This is a genomic window from Paraliobacillus sp. JSM ZJ581, from assembly GCF_044383835.1.
GTDB lineage: Bacteria > Bacillota > Bacilli > Bacillales > Amphibacillaceae > Paraliobacillus.
Window position 1 is genome coordinate 46,460 of the sequence record NZ_JBISEP010000014.1, and the last position, 19,192, is coordinate 65,651.

The window sequence follows — 19,192 nt, forward strand, 5'->3', positions numbered from 1 at the left end:
TAACATACTTTAACAGTTGCTAAAAGTACGAACGAAAAGGAAAGCGACTGTCCATAGACAGTCGCTTTCGCACTATTGTTTCGCTCTTGGGAAAATACGCTGAATCATTTCACCCATTTGATCAAACAAACCTTCAATGGGCTTACCATTTTCAACTTGTTGGGCATAATCTGTTGTTAAATCAACAAAATCAGGGTTTGTTGAAACATAAACATAGTCAACATCTTTTTCTTCTTTTTTTACTATTTTAGCAATTTCTTTTTTAACTGCTTCGGTAGCTCTTGACTTGTTATTATTTCCTTGATCGAGTTCAGCAGCAACATATGCATTATTTCCCATTTTCAACACATATGCTTGATCAATTTGTTTCACTTCTTTTGAAATCCGTTTTGCCGCTACTTCTGACGTATTGTAATTTTCTTTACGATTTTGATTTGTTTTATTTTTTATATTGTCAGTCGTCAAATCTCTGCCTCTTTGATAGGTTCCATCATAATTGTTACTTCCATATCTATCGACTTTCCCATAATCACGTCGCATTGGCGCTTGCAACGATCCTTCATTTCTTACGGGTTCAATATTATTTGTATCACGTTGGCCAATTGCATTATCATCCCCATTACCACATGCAGTTAATGTGACTAACGCAGCTGCTGAAACAGCGATTTTTTTCCATTTCATAATTAACTCCTCCTTTAATTTAGAGTCAATATTATTATGAATAAAACCAAGACGTTCTATGCAAGTAAAATAATAAAAAAACACGCGTTACAGCTCACACGCATAACATTTAACATATGGTAATCATACCAATAAAATAACTGCTTGATTCTTATTAAAAATAACCATACTAGACATGAATCCTTTTATCTTCATTCCATCTTTTGGAACAAAATTAGAAAGAAGGGATTTGAAATGGATATTCCTGATTATGATAAAGCATTGTATTTTACATTGTGGGGGCAATGGGATGATTTATTAATACTGATGGTTCGAACCAAAGATGATTTACTATCCAAAAAAATAGAAGCATTTCTTCATGCTTTTCATTATAGCACTAACGAAAAAACAATTATATCGAATCATGATTCATTGCTCCATTATATTGATCATGCGATGGGACACACAACCATTAACATGATAAAATCCTTTTAATAAAAAGACACCCGTATGGTTATGTGATTTATACTAGAAAATACATAATCATACGGGTGCACAAACTTAACCCAACATCATTTTCATGAAGAAGGTGCTACACTAACAATGTCTATATTTAATTGTTCTTTTATACAATCTTGCAAATAAATAAATTCACCATCTAACATAATAAAAATGGCTAAAATATATTTTCGATTACGTTCTAACGTTTTTTTACTAACATCTACCTTTTGAACTAATTGTTTCATTGGAATTCTTTTTTTCTTAAGAATAAAGTTCCGCATTTCCATATCATTATACAATAAACAAGCAATATTAATCGCATTTCTTCTTGCATCTTTATGCTTAGGTGAAACTTTAACCAATTCACTTATGGATAACTTATAAGCTTGAAGTTGTTTGTTAAGCAATAAAATCTCTTGCCTTCTGTTCCAATTATCTTGTTGAATTCGAAACGCTTTATTTGCTGCATCAATCTCTAATGGGTTTTCTAACTTTTCGTTTTCTTGTACTTTATCTAATGAGACAACAACAGATTTCGCGCGCTCTTTTCTAATATAATCGATTGTCTTTCTTTTGATGACTAAGCGAGCAAAAGATAGAAAAGAACTCCCTTTTGTTTCTGAATAGCAATTGATTGCTTCATAAAACGCAAATAATCCAATACTAAATTCATCATCTTTTTTTGGATCAATATATCTTTTACAAACTTCTGAAACGCATTTTGCTATATATGGCTTATACGCCCGTAATAATTCATTCTGTAGTGTTCGATTTCCTAATTGAATTTCATAAACTTTACTTTCTAGAGAATCCATTTCTATAGCTAATTGGTTTCCCATTTAATCCACCACCAATTCCAGCCATTATTCTATTTACTTTCGTGTAGCTATTTGTCTTTCTCACACATACATTGTCATTTGTTCGTGTATTATACATACTACAAGACATCTGTCATGGAATCTATCACAAACACTTAACAATTTCTTAAAAAAGGATATCAAAACATAGTTCTTTCTCCCTGTTTTTTGACATGTTTGAAAAGAAAAACATACAAAAAAAACACATATAAGTTAACATGTGTTTCGATTAAGTATCTGTAAGTAATAACTGATGGTAATAATCAATTGGTACTGCCAAACCAACTTCACCATAGGTTTCATGATTCATTGTAGCAAATATTACTCCTATTACTTTCCCATTCTGAATAACCGGACTTCCACTGTTACCTCTATAAACAGGCGCACGTAACATGAGGACTTCTTTTTCCCAGCCATCTAAGTCCGTGTAACCAACTATTTCCCCTTGATTGGCAATCCCGTTGAATCTTAATGGGTTACCGATAAAATAGATTGGATCTTGCTTATCCAACACGGTGCGCTCAGCTATTTTTAAATGTGGTAAATCAATTTCATTCACTTGCAAAACCGCTAAATCAATTGAGGGATTCTCTGCAATAATCTCCGCTTCAAATAAACCCAATTCAGGAAAAGCAACAGAAATATGCTTGCTATTCTCCACTACATGGTGATTAGTAATAATAGTGCCATTTGGTGTTATTGAAAAACCTGTACCTTTACTGTCATCTGTCTCAATAACAACTACTGCTTCTTTATACGCACTAATGATAGGATTCGCAGATAATTCTGCTGAAGTTATTAAAAAATCAATAGCCGGAATGGAAAATGTTCTAGGAAGGATCGCAATGACATTTAATGATAAAGTAATTACGATAAGCCAAAAAATCCATTTTGGAAAACGTTGATGATTTTTTGGTGTATCTTCTTTTAAACTTGAGCTTACCGTTTGTTCTTTCTCTAGTATTTCTAAAAGCTCTTCTTCATCCAATTCCTCATACAAATCATCATCAATGATGTCTCTATTCTTGAAATTATCTCCCACTATCACACCCCTAACACTTTTCATTCATAACCTATTTTAACACAACATAAATAATAGTAATGATTTACACATACATGCTTGTTATTCATTGTTTTATTTCCTAGGAAATATTTTTGCTATCCGCTATCTTTCCATTTTCCATTTAAAAACACCATCAAAAAATTCAATGCCATTTCTTTTCCCCACCTTTTATTTTCTACATATGATTAAGATAATTTGCTTTATACAAAAACTGTTTTTTCTTTTTTTAATTATAAAAATTAATCTGTACCTTTGCATTAAGCGTTCATTAATAAAATTCATTTTTTTCCGAACAAATTGCACAACGTCACCTACTCTATTTGTTTTTCATTTTCAACCACCATCACCTTTTACATTTCCTCCGTGCTGTACTAAAATAAATCGCAACATATGACACAACTCCTTTCATTCGTATATATTATTATTCGATCAATAGGCTGAGAGATGATTAACTTTTTTTATTTTGTCTCTAAATGAATCAATGAAATCAAAAAAACGCATACATCCGAAGACATATACGTTCAATAACACAACAATAAATGAGCCACGGGGTAAATAACGTGACCAAAATATGCAAAATAAAAAAAGTTTATTATTCAGACAATTCAATCGAAGAGGTCACGTCACATATTAAATTAATTACAGCTGTGTATGCAAATCTTTTCATTGTCGTAACCTCCTTTTTTTATTCCTTTATATTATATAGATAACTTATAAGTTAGTCAATCAAATTTCAAAAAATTCAAAAATAAGCAATTTAATAGAAAAAAACGCTTGATAAAATGATATATTTTCGTCTAACATTATATTATGAAAGGGGATGGGGGAGTATGTTATTAGAAGAGATACTTCAATTTAACTACAAATTTGTAGAAAATGAAGATTATAAACCATACGAAACAGATGTTATACCAAATAAGCGAGCAGTTATCTTTACTTGTATGGACACACGACTTGTTGAATTATTGCCAAAAGCTTTAAATTTAAAAAACGGTGAAGTGAAAATAGTCAAAAATGCTGGTGCAATATTAACTAATCAACATGACAGTGTAATGAAAGCGATCCTTATCGCTCTACATGCACTTCAAGCCGAAGAAGTTTATGTTATTGCACACCACAATTGTGGTATGAATCACCTAGACACGGAGAATTTGATTGAGAGAATGAAAATACAAGGGATAACAGAGGAACAATTAAATCAGTTTGATTCAAACACTGGACAATGGTTAAAGGGTTTTGATTCCGTTGAAGACTCAGTAAAACATTCCGTTTCAGTCATTGAGGATCATCCATTAGTACCTGAGGACATTCCTGTTCATGGATTAGTCATAGATCCCCGTACTGGTAAATTAGATTTAGTCATTAATGGATATATTTAAAAAGGGCGGAGCAATGCTCCACCCTTTTTATTTAGGTACCTTTTTTTCATATAAGCAAAATGATGTCACATGAATCATGACATTATATAAAGAAATAACACCGATTAGTTCTCCTCCTAAACCTAAAGCATCTGTTAGTAAAAACCAAAGTGTTAACCCTAATAATATAACAAAACGAATCATCCCTACTGTACCATTAAGTGGTGTCCAAAAACTCCAGATCGTTTTCGTTTCTTGTTCTACTTTTTCATAGCAAATATTATGGTAAGGGCGAATACGGAACAAGTTACTTACGGTAACTAATTGCTCTCTCTTTTCAATCGGTTTATGACAATATGGACAGATAACCGTCTTCATCTTTTAACTCCTCAATTACTTCTTTGCAGTTTCTTTGATTATTTTAATAACTTTTTCTGTTGCTTCAACACTTTTATAATTTTGCATATTCTGTTTCAATGCAGACGACTCCGCACGCAATTCGCTTAGTGCATTCACTAATGCTTCACCAGTCAATTGTTCTTCTTCTAACACATGTGCATAACTTTGTTTTTTAAATGAGTTAGCATTTAAAATCTGATCACCTCGACTTGCTTTTCGAGATAAAGGGATTAACAACATCGGTTTCCTTAATGCTAAAAATTCAAAAATCGAATTCGCACCAGCTCGTGATAGCACAAAGTCAGTTGCATGTAACAAATCAGGTAACGCATCATTCACATATTCAAATTGTGTATAGCCCTCCAGCTTAGTCGTTTTATCTAAATTATTTTTACCACATATATGAATGATGTCAAATTGAAGGATTAACTGATCTAATTGTTCTCTTACTACTTCATTAATACGTCTAGCTCCAGCACTCCCCCCCATGATCAAAAGGACTGGTTTTTCACCGCGAAGGTTAGCATATGCTAAACCCTTTTCTCTATCACCATGTAACAACTCGCTACGAACTACTGCTCCAATCCATTCCCCTTTATTTTTTGAAATAGACTGTAAGGTCTCAGGAAAAGTTGTTAGAATTTTTTTTGCGAATGGCATTGCTAATTTATTTGCTAAACCAGGTGTAATATCAGATTCATGTATAACTGCAGGTATGCCTCGCATACGAGCAGCGACCAATACAGGTACAGAAACAAAGCCACCTTTTGAAAAAACAACATGCGGCCTTATTCTACCTAAAATATGAAAAGACTGAGCAATTCCCTTCATCACTTTAAATGGATCGGTAAAATTTTCTTTTGACATATATCTTCTTAATTTTCCAGTAGAAACAGAATGATAAGTGACTTCGGGAATTGGCTCAATTAATTCTCGTTCAATTCCACTTTTGGATCCAATATAATCAATTTGCCATCCTTCGTTTATAAAAGTAGGAATAATAGCTAAATTCACCATCACATGGCCTGCTGTTCCTCCACCTGTTAATACAATACGTTTTTTACTCATGGTATTTAATCCTTTCTTGTACACAGCTCTTCATTATTATACAGAAAATTTTAGCATAGATAGACTTAGTTTTGAAACAAATCCTATCCAAATGAGCAAAATTTATATTGCTTCAGCAACTTTTATTAAATCTTGTTTTGTAACCTTTTCAGAAACTTGTTTATGGTCCATATTAGAACGGAAAGTTATCACATAAGTTATATGATCTTTTTTCCAATATAATGACTTAGCAAATTGATTATTTGTAAAATTACCTTTTACATGTTGATTAATTTGTACTTCTTCACTATTCTTAGGATATTCGAACGTTCCCTCTGTTGCTTGAAAGGTTAACACATCATTTTCTTTCGAATAAAAACTAACATCGATCGCTTCTTGTTTAGTCCCCTCTAATACGAAATGATCCGTTACAATAAATACTACTTTCATTGGCAAAAATGTTGGCATTTCCGGATCAAATTTCAATTGATTGAGCAAAGCATTAACTTCAGAATGATCATAACTATAAAAACCTTCTGGAGGGTTCAGTTGTTGGGCACAACCGATTACTACTAATATGGTAAAGATAACGAATAATTTGTATCGTTTCACCTATGTACCTCCTATCAAACTTAGGCTATGTTTCTAATTATGTATACATCATAGACGATTTTATTAAACCATTCGTTTCAAAAAAAGACATTTCTGTCGGCAGAACGACAGAAATGTCTTTACGTTATACATTTATAATTAAAGAAACAATTTGTTGCAGTCCATATTTCTACTTCATTTTTAAATATTTTAAAAAAATGCTTCGAAGCTCGTATATGAAGTAAAAAGCTGATTAATCAATTTTTTTAGCCAATTCTATCTGCTTGCCCATTAATTGTTTCATCGTATTATTAAACGCTATTCCTTTTACAAAGACCAATTGTTTTGATGTCATATCTATTATTTTATTCTCAATAATCTTCGGAAACATCGTCATTGCAAAAAAGTGTGGCACGACAATAATCGTTGCATCGTTTTGTTCTTGTAATTTTTTGATCTGTTCCTCAATTGTAGGTGTTGTAGATTTTAAATATGCTTGATAAACAGGTATATTAGCTAATTTGTGCGCGAGTGCTTTGCAAAAATCTTGAAAGATATGTGAAGCTTGCGTATTTTTGCTACCATGGGAGATGACTAATACTGCTTGTTGTTGATAACCGGTACGTAGAGCTTGCGTATTTTTAATTCGGTTATACGTATCTTCTACTATTTCTTTTGCCTTATTAAAGGCAGGTGCATAATAAAAAGACAGACTTGGATATTGCCGATTTTTTTGTTGCAAAATATTCGGTATATCTCTCGTAACATGCATACCCGGCAATAAAAAAATAGGAACAACAATAACTTGAGTTGCTCCCTCTTGTTTACATTGATCTATGGTTTGATCTAATGCCGGATTCGCTTCAAGAAATGCTATCTTTTTCCTAGCTGCATTATTTATTTCAATCATTGATTTTATTGCTTTAACAAACTGCTGATTCGTTGGTTCCTTCTTACTACCATGAGCAACGTAAATCACCACTTTCACATCAATTTCCTCCATCCCGTTAGCCTATTTACATCTATGTTTCCACTGTTTCATATTGGATAAACTTTTAGATATCATGTTTTTTTGCAGAGAAAAAATGTTGCATTGCATAGTAAACGTCTGATTTCTTCTTAATCGTATACGAATCGAAGTTTGCTTCGTTTCTTTCTTTAAACAAGCGCATAAGTGTAGAATGTCGCTGATATTGATTCACTTCCACATAGCCAAATAAACTGGAATATTCCAACAACGCTTTAACTAAATGCTCACACCTTCGATTATCAGAAATTAAATTATCACCATCAGATACATGAAAAGTATAGATATTATACCGATTAGGGTCATACCTTTCATCAATTAACTCGATTGCCTTTCGATAAGCAGAAGAACAAATCGTACCCCCGCTCTGGCCTTTTGAAAAAAAAGACGCTTCATCAACGACATTTGCTTCTGTATGATGTGCAATGAATGCTATTTCAACCGTTTCATAATTTGACTGCAAAAATTGTGTCATCCAAAAGAAAAAACTACGTGCGATATACTTTTCAAAATCCCCCATACTTCCACTCGTGTCCATCATTGCAAGGACAACTGCTTTAGATTCAGGATTTTCTACCGTATTCCAAGTCTTATACCTTATATCCTCTAGATAAACAGGGAAAAAGGAAGATTGACCCCGGATCGCATTTCGTCGATAGGCTTCAAGCAAGGTGCGTTTTTTATCAATATTCCCTTGTAATCCTTTTTTTCGTATATCATTAAATTTAGTCGTCTTCGTCTTAATATTATCTTTTTCCTTTTCGATTAAATTAGGTAATTTTAATTGACTCAAAAACGCTTCTTCTACTTCTTTAAATGAAATTTCTGCTTCATAATAATCCTTACCCGACTTATCACCTGCACCTTCGCCTGTTTCAGTTTCTTGATGTATGTACCTAGATTTTGCTATGGCATCTCCTACTTTACTATTTCCATCTCCTTGTCCTATGTATTTATTTTTCTCTTGATTATAACGAATTTTGTATTCATTCATGAATCGAATAGGAATACGAATGATATTTTTTCCTTTAGACAATATCATATCCTCTTCACTGATAAGGTCGGGGAGCTTCTTTTTTAGTACTGATTTGATTTTGTCTTGATGACGTTTTTGATCACTATAACCTTTCCAATGAATCGACCAATCCTCTTCTGAAATAATAAAGCGATTATCCCCCATAGATACTCCCCTTCCTTATCATGTAGTTTCTCACCTTAAAGAAATTTTAAAAAAATTCGAATGAATTATTTTATCGATTTAACAAACTCCCAACATAATGAAGAAGATCATTTGCTGAAGTTTCCTGATAACCATATTCACCTATTAATGTTGCAACGACGTCGTTTATCCTCTTTAGCTGTTGTTCATCTGGTGTCCTCATTGATGTGGTCAGTTTAACAACATCTTTTAAATCTGCGAATAATTTCTTTTGAATAGCTTCACTTAACCGCTCATGTGATTGATAATTGAATTCCTTCCCTTTTCGTGCATAGGCTGAGATACGAATAAGTATCTCTTCTCGAAATGCTTTTTTTGTATTTTCTGAAATACCTATTTGTTCTTCTATCGAGCGCATGAGTCGTTCATTAGGTTGCATATTTTCTCCTGTTAATGGATCTTGCAGTTTTGTTTGATTACTAAACGATTCGATATTATCTAAATAATGATCCATCAATGCCTTAGCAGACGCTTCATACGAAGAAACAAAAGCTTTTTGTACTTCTTTTTTAACTATTTCATCATATTCCTTTCGTGCAATTGAAATTAAATTTAAATAGGTCTCTTTTTGTTTTTTTGTCATCGATAATTGCGTATCTAAACCATCTTTTAAAGACCGTAATACATCAAGCGGATTGATTGACGTCATTTCTTTTTTTATAATAGTAGAAGAAATACGGTTAAATACAAATCTTGGATCAATGCCACTCATGCCCTCATCAGGACATTCTTTTTTAAAAGCTCGAATGTCTGCTTCACTAAATCCATCTACTGTTTGGCCATCATATAAATACATTTTTTTCACTAATGTAATGTTTCCTTTTAGTGATTCTTTTAATCGCGTTAAAATTGTAAAAATCGCTGCGATACGTAAAGTGTGTGGAGCAATATAAACATCTTTTATATCACTTTCATTAATCATTTTTTGATAAATACGTTCCTCTGCACTCAATTTTAAATTGTATGGAATTGGCATAACCATCATTCTGGAATGTAAAGCTTCATTTTTCTTATTAGTAATAAATGAACGGTACTCCGATTCATTGGTATGTGCGACAATTAGTTCATCGGCTGAAATTAACGCAAATCTCCCCACTTTATAATTTCCCTCTTGAGTTAATGATAATAAATGCCAAAGAAATTTCTCATCACTTTTCAACAGCTCCTGAAATTCCATTAGACCACGATTAGCTATATTTAATTCACCGTCAAAACGATAGGCGTGTGGATCAGATTCAGAACCATACGCTGCAATTGTTGAAAAATCAATTGAACCGATTAAATCTGCAATGTCTTGTGATTTTGGATCAGATGGAGAAAACGTCCCAATCCCCGTTCGTTTATCTTCCGAGAAAAAAATTCGTTCTATTCGGACATCTTCTATCTTTCCTTCATACTCTTCTTCTAAACGGATCATATTTAATGGAGAGACAGATCCCTCTATTCTAATACCATAATCTTCTTCAAATTCTTTGCGAAGCTCTTGTGGAATAAGGTGAAGCGGATCTTCATGCATTGGACATCCTTTAATCGCATAAACGGCCCCTTCATCTGTATAGGTGTACGCTTCTAATCCTCTTTTTAATAACGTAACAATTGTTGATTTCCCTCCACTTACTGGACCCATTAATAATAAAATTCTTTTTCTTACGTCTAGTCGTTTAGCCGCAGGATGAAAATATTCTTCTACAAGTCTTTCTAAAGTATCTTCTAAACCAAATAATTCATTAGCAAAAAGATCATACATTTTCTTTCCAGCGACTTCTTTTATACCGCGTTTTTCAATCATTCGATATAGTCGCGCATGGGCTGATTGTGCCAAATATGGACGTTGCTTTAATAACTTTAAATATTCAGCGAATGTGCCTTCCCATTTTAGCTTTTGCTGTTCTTCTTGATATCTCTTCACTTTCGCTAATATATCCATCAAACGTCCTCCTTAATAAAAGTTCCTATAACTAGATACAACTAATCTATGTTGTTCCTGAGACGAAAATGATTACACCTTATTCATAATAAGAAAAACGAAAAGTAAAAAAATAAATGAAAAAAATTATCATTTAGGATTGACTTTTTTAGTTATAGGCATATAATTTTACTTAAGGCAACTTTTTTAGTCGGGGGCATAAAAATAAAAAGGGGACATGAAAATATGATTAGAAGAAATCTCGTACGTTTAGTAGGAATATTACTAATAATTAGTTTGGCAGCATGTACAAATAAAGAAGTGAGTCAAGATGCTGAAAAAATCCAAGCTGTTACTACCATTGCTCAAATTGGAGATATTGTTAAAAATGTTGGTGGTGAACATGTTGATGTTCTAAGCTTAATGGGACCAGGTACAGATCCACACCTTTACAATGCCGTTCAAGGAGATATTAAAAAGCTAAATGACTCAGATATTATTTTTTACAATGGCTTATCTTTAGAAGGACAAATGGGAGAAATTTTCGAAAAAATGAAAGATCAAAAGCCAACTATCCCTGTAGCAGAAAATATACCAAAACATCAATTATTAAGTGATCCAAGTAGTCCGGATATTCCTGATCCACACGTTTGGTTCGATATTTCTAATTGGAAGTATGCCGTGGAATCTGTGCGTGACCACCTAATCGAACTAGATGTGGAAAACAAAGATAATTATACAAAAAATGCAACAGACTATTTAGATCAATTATCTGAATTAAATAATTATGTAAAAGATCGAACAGAGGAAATACCAAAAGAAAGTAGAGTGCTTGTAACCGCACATGATGCATTTAATTATTTCGGAGAAGCCTATGGGTATGAAGTAGTTGGCCTACAAGGATTAAGTACGGAATCAGAATATAGTGTAAGTGATGTGCAACGAATCGTTGATATTTTAGTTGATAGAAACATTAAAGGGGTTTTCATCGAAAGTAGTGTGTCAGAGCGTTCAATCAATGCTGTCGTTGAAGGTGCGAAAGAAGCAGCACACGAAGTATCTATTGGCGGAGAGTTATATTCTGATGCCATGGGTGAAGAAGGAACAGAAGAAGGAACGTATATCGGTATGTTTACACACAACATTGACACAATTGTTGATTCACTTAAGTAAGTATCTTCATACTATTTATACACGAGATATTTATAGACAAATTTCAGTATGAATATACATTGAAAAAGAAACTGAAACTTTATTATTTTACATTATAACATTTTCAACTAGGGGGACTCTTTAAATGAACGCAATAACAGTACAAGAAATAAAAGTTGTTTACGATAAACAACCGGCACTCCAAGATGTGTCCTTTCAGATCCCAACAGGTTCACTAACTGGAATTGTCGGGCCAAATGGAGCAGGTAAATCAACCTTAATCAAAGCTATACTTCAACTTATTCCTAGAAAATCAGGAAGTATTGATGTCTTTGGTAAACCTTATGCAGAACAAAAGCATTTAATCGGTTATGTACCTCAACGCAGTGAAGTAGACTGGGATTTTCCGACCAATGCGCTTGATGTCGTATTAATGGGTAGATACCGGCAAATCGGCTTCTTTAAACGTGCGAAAAAAGAAGAAATAGATTGGGCAAAAGCATGTTTAGATAAGGTTGGCATGCTTGATTTTGCTAACCGTCAAATAAGCCAACTTTCTGGTGGACAACAACAACGTGTATTCTTGGCTCGTGCACTCGCACAAAATGCTAGTATCTATTTCATGGATGAACCATTTGCTGGAGTGGACGCACAAACGGAGAAAGCAATTATTCAATTAATGAAGGAATGGAAAGATGAAGGAAAAACAGTACTTGTCGTACATCATGATCTACAAACCGTCGCAGATTACTTTGATCATGTTTTACTATTAAATAAAACACCAATTCAATATGGAGAAACACAAAAAGTATTCACCTTAGATAATTTAGAAAAAACGTATGGTGGTAAAATTTCTTTTTTAGATAAGGCTCCTACAGTGCTTCAAGGAGGTGAATGAATTGTTTGATTTAATCCCCTCTTTTGTAACTAGTGCAAATTTTCGCTGGGTATTAACAGGGAGCTTACTGCTTGGCTTCGCAAGTGGAATGATTGGTAGTTTTGTATTATTGAAGAAGCAAAGTCTTATTAGTGATGCAATGGCACATGCTGCTCTCCCGGGTGTTTGTATTGGTTTTATGATTTTCCAAGAAAAATCATTACCTATATTACTACTTGGTGCAGCATTGACTAGTTTAATTGCGACACATCTTATTCAAATCATTGTCAATCACTCTCGAATCAAATCAGATGCTGCAATTGGAATCATCATATCTGTTTTTTTCGGATTTGGGATTGTCTTATTAACCTTTATTCAACAGAATTTCACAAGCAATCAAGCTGGATTAGATTCTTTTATATTCGGTCAAGCAGCTTCACTTATTCGTAGTGATGTACAACTAATTGCAATTAGCTCATTGGTTTTAGTTATCATCTCGACATTATGTTTTAAAGAATTTAAGATAAGTATTTTTGATCCTTCTTTTGCAAAAAACATTGGAATTAATGTTAAATTTTTTAATGGATTACTGCTCGCCTTGGTAGTTGGCATCGTTGTTATCGGTATCCAAATGGTTGGGGTTGTCTTAATTGCTTCCCTGCTAATTACTCCAGCATTAGCAGCTAGATATTGGACAGACAATTTAAGTATCATGGCTTGGCTAGGTGGCATATTCGGAAGTATTTCAGGAATGACTGGAGCATTAAGTAGTACGATAATTGGTGATTTGCCCACAGGCCCAATGATTGTGTTAAGTGCTTCTGCGATTTTCTTTATTAGTTTATTACTTGGAAAAAGTAAAGGATTGGTAGTGAAGGCGGTGAAAGTTCGATGAGTTATACATTTTGGATCATTTTAACAGGAAGCTTAGTTGGATTAACTTGTGGTATTGCAGGTTCTTTACTTGTCTTACGAAAAATGTCTATGATTGCAGATGCAATAAGCCATACGGTTTTACTAGGTATTGTCGGTGCGTTTTTCGTAACTCAATCTTTAAATGGCATTCCAATGCTCATAGGGGCAGCAATTGTTGGATTATTGACTGCCTATTTTGTTGAATTACTAAATAATTCTGGCGTACAGTCAGATGCGTCTATCGGTGTTGTTTTCACATCATTATTTGCCTTAGGTGTCGTACTGATCTCCTTCATTGGTGATCAAGTTCATTTAGATACAAAACATGCCTTAATGGGTGAAATTGCATTTGTGCCATGGGATACTTTACAAATCAATGGCAAATCTTTTGGACCTGTCGCTGTTTGGATGCTTGGCTTTTCACTAATATTTAACGTGGTATTGATTACTTTATTTTATAAACAAATAAAAATGTCAACTTTTGACCCTCAATTTGCAGCATTAGTTGGTATACCTTTAACATTTATTCATTATTTATTAATGACCATGGTATCTTTCTCAACTGTAGCTTCTTTTAATAGCGTTGGTGCTATTCTAGTTGTGGCAATGTTAATTGTACCAGGTGCAACGGCATATTTATTATCAGATCGATTTCTACATGTCATTATACTCAGTGGAGTAATTGGTGTAATTTCAGCACTTCTCGGTTATTTAAGTGCATCTTTATTCAATGTTTCCATTGCTGGGTCAATGGCTACAATGACAGGCGTATTATTTGCTCTTGCTTTTCTTTTTAGTCCAAAACACGGGATTGTATTCAAGAAAAAAAATAATGGTTATCAAGCAATAAACGCTAAATAAAAAGCGGGGGACAACCCGCTTTTTTTAGTGCATATTAGGAAATCCCTGTTGTCTTAATACATCATAAACGATTATTGCAGCAGTATTAGATAAATTCAATGAACGAACTTTATCATTGTCAGCCATTTGGATTCGTAAACAGAGGTCTTTCTTCCCTTCAAGTAAATTTCTTGGAATTCCATTTGTTTCACGCCCAAAAACAAAAAATAACTCTTGGTTTGCATCGCTAAAATTAAAATCACTATAATATTTTTCACCAAAATTTTCAATATAATAAAACATACCGTTTGGATAGCTTTGGTACAATTCTTCAAGAGAATCATAATAGAAAATAGTCACATCATGCCAATAATCTAACCCTGCACGACGTAGCATTTTATCATCGGTTGAGAAACCTAACGGACGAATAAGATGTAATGTAGCGTTTGTAGCTAAACATGTTCTTGCAATATTTCCAGTATTGGCAGGTATTTCAGGTTGATATAATACGACATGTACTCCCACTTTGTTCACCTCTAAGACAATAATAACCTGCTTATTATAGCATATTTTTTGAGTTATTGCTGAATCGTATAAGTTATAAGTCACCAATTCGAAAAAACTTATACTGGCACTCAGGTGTCCATGCATAAGAATCCTCATAACTCCAATACCGATGACGACTGTTATTCGTATGTGCATTTACTAATGGCATTTTATTTTGATCCTTCATTACAACGATTGTATTATGATCCCATTTTCCGTCTCCCTCAAAGTCATAGCAAATGACATCTCCAGGTAATAGTTCTGTTGGGTCATCTAATTCTTTTCCTCTAAGCCCTTGGGTTGAACCACTTAAGTACCAACGCAAGGAATGAGCAACCGCCCAGCTATAAGACCATATATCATTTTGATACCACCAACCTTTTGATCGACTTGGATATCCTCGCATTGGTGCTCCACCCGCATGCAATGCTTGAGAAATAAAATTGGTACAATCAACATCAAAATGCTTATATGCTGGGTTATAATCATCCCACCATCGCTCCGCATAATTTACAGCATCCATACGGTCGTAAGTAAAACGATCATTTTTCAATGTATCTATCCAATCATAGCGTTTATTTTCTAAAGTTATATGATCTTGGTCTCCATTCGCCTTTAACAATTTATCTTCTATAAATTTCCCTTTATAAAATAATGCCTCATGTTCATTTACCTGCTCTTCATGATAAAAAAATGAGCCCTGCTTTACTAAAAAAGTCGCACGTAATAAGTAATTTACTTTTAATTCATGGCGTTCCAGTTGTAAACGTCGAACCAATGTACCTAATCCTGTAATCCGTGGCACATTGTTTCCTCTTTTTTTATGAAACTGCCTTTTCTGCACGATCCAATTACTTTTGCCACGATTTGTTGATTCACACTGACTTTCCCAATATCTTGTTAACTCTTTCGTTAATGACATAGCCATTCACTCCTCTATTGATACTTATGCATGAATAGAGGTAGAAATGTTTTAACTATTTTTTTACTTGCTTCGTTTCAAATGCTAATCCTTTTTCCATCTCATTCAGAACGTCTGCCTCCCTTTCATCGGCTTGTGCTTGTCTTATCGCTATATATCCTTCTGTTGTGCCAATTTTACCAATTGCCCAAGCTGCCGTACCACGAATAACTGGACGAGCATCTCCTTTCATTAATCGAATAAGTTCAGGAATGGCTGCTTTATCTCTATAATGTGCTAGTGCAATGATTGCATTTCGTTGAATTGGTTTTTTTCCTCGCCAAGAACCTGCCATTGAGCCAAATCTCTCTTTAAATTCTCGGTTAGACAAAGATAATAGCGGAATTAGTTCTGGTTTTACTAAGTCAGGTTCTGGCTCCAATTCTGGATGTAGATGCGTATCTATATGTTTATTTTTCGGGCAAACAACTTGGCACGTATCAAAGCCATACAATTGATTTCCCATAATTTCTCGGTATTTATCAGGAAGAAAACCTTTTGTTTGCGTAACAAAAGCAATACAATTTTGGGCGTTGAGGCGTCCAGGTTCAACTAATGCTCCAGTAGGACAAGCATCTAAGCATTTCGTGCAATCACCACAACCATCATCTACCGGATCATCCGGAGGAAAAGGAATATTTGTGATCATCTCACCTAAATAAACGTAAGAACCAAATTCAGGTGTAATAATCATTGTGTTTTTTCCACTAAATCCTATTCCTGCACGTTCTGCAACAGCTCGATCTGATAGTTCCCCTGTATCCACCATGGATCGGTATTGAAATCCCGGTACTTTAGTAGCGATAAAGGCGCTTAATTGATCAAGTTTTTCATTTAATACATGATGATAGTCCATTCCCCATGAAGCACGACAAAAATTGCCCCTTCTTGAACCTTTTCTGCTTTTAGGTGGTTTTTTCATTCGTGAAGGATAGGCAACAGCAATGGCAATGATAGATTCTGCATCAGCTAAATGTAGCGCTGGCTCAGTACGTTCTTCAATCGTTCCCTTTTCAAAGCCAGATTGATAGCCGTCGTCCTGTTGCCGTTTCAAACGTGATTTCATTGCTGAAAACTCATTTGCTGCCGCAAAACCGATTTTATCAATACCAATTGATTTACTATAGGTAATGATTTCATCTTTTAATGTTTGATAAGCCATAAAAATCACCTCATTTCATTTGATGTTTCACTTGAGCCGTTCGAATTCGGTTTAAGGCAGCTGCAATCTCAAACCGACGCAGACGTGCTAGATCACCAGGATGTTGATTTGGAAAAGAGGAAAATGCTGCTAACCCTTTGCTATCCATCATTTCTTCTATCTCATCAAGTAACTGCTGTATTGTTTTTTCTTTTGTTAATTCGTTCTTTTCATCTAAAAATTGAATGATTTCAGCAATCATGTTTGTTTGTGACACATCAACTAGTTGCTCTATATTTGTTAAATCAATATCTGTTACACCCATTATCACTGTACGTAAGCCTTTTGCTTGAACGTTTGTTTTATTCCCTTTTTTCGTTTGTAAAGTTCTAGGTGAGAATATTCGTTGTGACACTGAACCGAATAATTGATTATTTGTTTCAATTCTTTTCACAGGATATGTTTGAGCGATTTGTTTTGCCCGACTAGTTACATTATAGACATAATAATGATCTAACATAATAACCTGATCTGCAACATCAAAATAATCACCAGAACCTCCCATTACAAGTAAAGTTGAGATCGATAATTCCTTCTTCATTTGTTCTATTCTATCGATAAATGGTGTGATTGGCTCTTTGTCGTCATGAACAAGTGCTTGCATCCGTTGATCACGTATCATGAAGTTTGTCGCACTTGTATCTTCATCAATTAATAATGTACTAGCTCCTGCTTCAATTGCTTCTATCACATTTGCCGCTTGTGAAGTACTACCACTTGCATTTTCGGTTGAGAATTGTTTCGTATCTTGTTTTTGAGGGAGATCAGTAATGAATGGAGATATATTTACTCCCGTTACTTTTCTACCATCTTCCGCGCGTATCTTCACTGCACCTGGATCTGTAAGTACAAATTCTCTCCCATCACCTTTAATATGATGATAGACTCCTCGTTCTACAGCAGATAATAGTGTGCTTTTACCATGATAACCACCACCAACAATTAAGGTTATGCCTGTCGGTATAGCCATGCCCGTAATCGGAGTGTCACAATGTGGAATTTCAATAGAAACTTTATTTTCTTTTGGACTTTCGAATGGAACAGTATTGTGTAAAGGTTTATTACTAATTCCACTAGCTCTTGGTAAAATTGCACCATCAGCAATAAAAGCAACCCATTGGTTTTGCTTCATTACTTTACGTATTGCTTGATGTTGGTCAGAAAGCTTTACCACTTCGTCGATTGCTTGGTCTGAAATAGTAAAGATAGATTCTGATAAAATCGACGGAATGGCATTAAAGAATAACTTTTGAGCATCTTTCCTATTTATTTTTCTCCCAAAAGCAGGTAGTCCAATAGACAAACATATCGTTACATGTGCATCGTCAATTTGCACAGCTGTCCGATCAATTATTTCTTGCCCTGGTGTATCAATATGGATCAAACCACTTTTCCCTGATCCTTTTATTAAAGATTTATCAGCATCAATTGCTTTTGCAACATATCTAGCAATAAGGTCTTCAACATAAGTTTTTCTATGTTGATTCTGTTTATATTCTGGATAAATATTACGATATGCATTTGGTATAATCATTCTTATTTTTGATGGGGCTGCAAAAGGGTCTCCTTGTACATAATCCACATGTAGTTCATAACGGTGAAAGGAATATCGACCTTGAATAGACTTATATGCTTTGTACCCTTTCCCATCCATTGATTGAAGTTTATTTTGTAATTGTTTCATTGTTCTAACACCTCTACCTAATAGAATACTATTTATATTCTCCATCTTTCAAGCTACAGAAATGATGTACTTTTCAAACGTATGTATGTTTTGAAAAACGAGGACGGTAAATACGTTTTTTTGGTTACGGCTGTGAAAACATATGTCATTTTCAACCACATTCAATGCGTTTCTAGTAAGAATGATTGATAAATACTGTTTAACAGATATATTTATTTTTATAAAACTACGATAAATATAATTTAATGTACACTTGTATTCAATTTTGGAATCTAAGTGTTCGATAAATCCTGTTTTTTGATCACTCATGCACTTTTTTTCAATGCAAGTGTTCGTTAAATTCAGTTTTTTGATCACTCATGTACTTTTTTTCAATGCAAGTGTTCGT

Annotated in this window: 19 protein-coding genes; 6 read left to right on the forward strand and 13 right to left on the reverse strand. The window is 34.0% G+C overall.

The genetic code is table 11. The features are described from left to right. Positions 1 to 72: 72 nt before the first annotated feature. A complete protein-coding gene (locus ACH6CY_RS09360) occupies positions 73 to 681 on the reverse strand; it encodes a YhcN/YlaJ family sporulation lipoprotein (protein WP_374067073.1) in 609 nt (202 codons plus the stop codon). 234 nt (positions 682 to 915) lie between these two features. Here ACH6CY_RS09360 and ACH6CY_RS09365 point away from each other — a divergent pair, with 234 nt between their 5' ends. After that, the gene (locus ACH6CY_RS09365) at positions 916 to 1,155 is read left to right on the forward strand and encodes a YhdB family protein (RefSeq protein ID WP_374067074.1); all 240 of its coding nucleotides are present in this window, start codon (positions 916 to 918) and stop codon (positions 1,153 to 1,155) included. Between the two features lie 83 nt (positions 1,156 to 1,238). Here the strand turns inward: ACH6CY_RS09365 and sigI are convergent, their stop codons facing one another. Both sigI and ACH6CY_RS09375 read right to left on the reverse strand, forming a co-directional pair. Then, on the reverse strand, positions 1,239 to 2,000 hold the full coding sequence (sigI, locus tag ACH6CY_RS09370; protein ID WP_374067075.1) for an RNA polymerase sigma-I factor: 762 nt from the start codon (positions 1,998 to 2,000) through the stop codon (positions 1,239 to 1,241). Between the two features lie 247 nt (positions 2,001 to 2,247). Beyond that, positions 2,248 to 3,060, reverse strand: coding sequence for a S1C family serine protease (locus ACH6CY_RS09375; RefSeq protein ID WP_374067076.1), 813 nt, complete (start codon positions 3,058 to 3,060; stop codon positions 2,248 to 2,250). An 851-nt stretch (positions 3,061 to 3,911) separates the two neighbouring features. Between ACH6CY_RS09375 and ACH6CY_RS09380 the strand changes: the two genes are divergently transcribed. Then, positions 3,912 to 4,460 (forward strand): beta-class carbonic anhydrase, encoded by a 549-nt coding sequence (locus tag ACH6CY_RS09380; protein ID WP_374067077.1) that lies wholly within the window; start codon positions 3,912 to 3,914, stop codon positions 4,458 to 4,460. A gap of 27 nt (positions 4,461 to 4,487) precedes the next feature. Here ACH6CY_RS09380 and ACH6CY_RS09385 read toward each other — a convergent pair whose 3' ends face one another. The 6 genes from ACH6CY_RS09385 to ACH6CY_RS09410 form a co-directional block, all read right to left on the reverse strand. Then, a complete protein-coding gene (locus ACH6CY_RS09385; protein WP_374067078.1) occupies positions 4,488 to 4,817 on the reverse strand; it encodes a hypothetical protein in 330 nt (109 codons plus the stop codon). 15 nt (positions 4,818 to 4,832) lie between these two features. After that, complete coding sequence (locus ACH6CY_RS09390) at positions 4,833 to 5,906, reverse strand: undecaprenyldiphospho-muramoylpentapeptide beta-N-acetylglucosaminyltransferase (protein WP_374067079.1); 1,074 nt, start codon at positions 5,904 to 5,906, stop codon at positions 4,833 to 4,835. 102 nt (positions 5,907 to 6,008) lie between these two features. Continuing rightward, positions 6,009 to 6,497: a hypothetical protein gene (locus ACH6CY_RS09395; protein ID WP_374067080.1), complete on the reverse strand. Its 489-nt coding sequence runs from the start codon at positions 6,495 to 6,497 to the stop codon at positions 6,009 to 6,011. Between the two features lie 232 nt (positions 6,498 to 6,729). Continuing rightward, complete coding sequence (locus ACH6CY_RS09400; protein WP_374067081.1) at positions 6,730 to 7,479, reverse strand: sirohydrochlorin chelatase; 750 nt, start codon at positions 7,477 to 7,479, stop codon at positions 6,730 to 6,732. Positions 7,480 to 7,531: 52 nt separating this feature from the next. Beyond that, entirely contained in the window at positions 7,532 to 8,683 is a 1,152-nt protein-coding gene (gene yhbH, locus ACH6CY_RS09405; RefSeq protein WP_374067082.1) for a sporulation protein YhbH, read from the reverse strand. Between the two features lie 70 nt (positions 8,684 to 8,753). Continuing rightward, complete coding sequence (locus ACH6CY_RS09410) at positions 8,754 to 10,649, reverse strand: PrkA family serine protein kinase (protein ID WP_374067083.1); 1,896 nt, start codon at positions 10,647 to 10,649, stop codon at positions 8,754 to 8,756. 225 nt (positions 10,650 to 10,874) lie between these two features. On the opposite strand from ACH6CY_RS09410, the gene ACH6CY_RS09415 reads away from it, so the two are divergent. The 4 genes from ACH6CY_RS09415 to ACH6CY_RS09430 all read left to right on the forward strand — a co-directional run bounded on the left by ACH6CY_RS09415 (position 10,875) and on the right by ACH6CY_RS09430 (position 14,433). Continuing rightward, on the forward strand, positions 10,875 to 11,801 hold the full coding sequence (locus tag ACH6CY_RS09415; RefSeq protein ID WP_374067084.1) for a metal ABC transporter solute-binding protein, Zn/Mn family: 927 nt from the start codon (positions 10,875 to 10,877) through the stop codon (positions 11,799 to 11,801). Between the two features lie 124 nt (positions 11,802 to 11,925). Beyond that, positions 11,926 to 12,678, forward strand: a complete 753-nt coding sequence (locus ACH6CY_RS09420) for a metal ABC transporter ATP-binding protein (RefSeq protein WP_374067085.1) — start codon at positions 11,926 to 11,928, stop codon at positions 12,676 to 12,678. Beyond that, the gene (locus tag ACH6CY_RS09425; protein WP_374067086.1) at positions 12,671 to 13,552 is read left to right on the forward strand and encodes a metal ABC transporter permease; all 882 of its coding nucleotides are present in this window, start codon (positions 12,671 to 12,673) and stop codon (positions 13,550 to 13,552) included. Before ACH6CY_RS09420 ends, ACH6CY_RS09425 begins: the two co-directional genes overlap by 8 nt. Then, positions 13,549 to 14,433, forward strand: a complete 885-nt coding sequence (locus tag ACH6CY_RS09430) for a metal ABC transporter permease (protein WP_374067087.1) — start codon at positions 13,549 to 13,551, stop codon at positions 14,431 to 14,433. The genes ACH6CY_RS09425 and ACH6CY_RS09430 overlap by 4 nt, the downstream gene beginning before the upstream one ends. 24 nt (positions 14,434 to 14,457) lie before the next feature. On the opposite strand, the gene ACH6CY_RS09435 is transcribed toward ACH6CY_RS09430, so the two are convergent. From ACH6CY_RS09435 to ACH6CY_RS09450, 4 genes are all read right to left on the reverse strand, one after another. Next, complete coding sequence (locus ACH6CY_RS09435) at positions 14,458 to 14,937, reverse strand: tRNA (cytidine(34)-2'-O)-methyltransferase (RefSeq protein WP_374067088.1); 480 nt, start codon at positions 14,935 to 14,937, stop codon at positions 14,458 to 14,460. Positions 14,938 to 15,010: 73 nt separating this feature from the next. Beyond that, positions 15,011 to 15,880, reverse strand: coding sequence for an amidase domain-containing protein (locus ACH6CY_RS09440; RefSeq protein ID WP_374067089.1), 870 nt, complete (start codon positions 15,878 to 15,880; stop codon positions 15,011 to 15,013). A 55-nt stretch (positions 15,881 to 15,935) separates the two neighbouring features. Next, positions 15,936 to 17,081: a tRNA epoxyqueuosine(34) reductase QueG gene (gene queG / locus ACH6CY_RS09445; RefSeq protein WP_374067090.1), complete on the reverse strand. Its 1,146-nt coding sequence runs from the start codon at positions 17,079 to 17,081 to the stop codon at positions 15,936 to 15,938. A 10-nt stretch (positions 17,082 to 17,091) separates the two neighbouring features. Beyond that, the gene (locus ACH6CY_RS09450; protein ID WP_374067091.1) at positions 17,092 to 18,804 is read right to left on the reverse strand and encodes an ABC-ATPase domain-containing protein; all 1,713 of its coding nucleotides are present in this window, start codon (positions 18,802 to 18,804) and stop codon (positions 17,092 to 17,094) included. Positions 18,805 to 19,192: the final 388 nt, after the last annotated feature.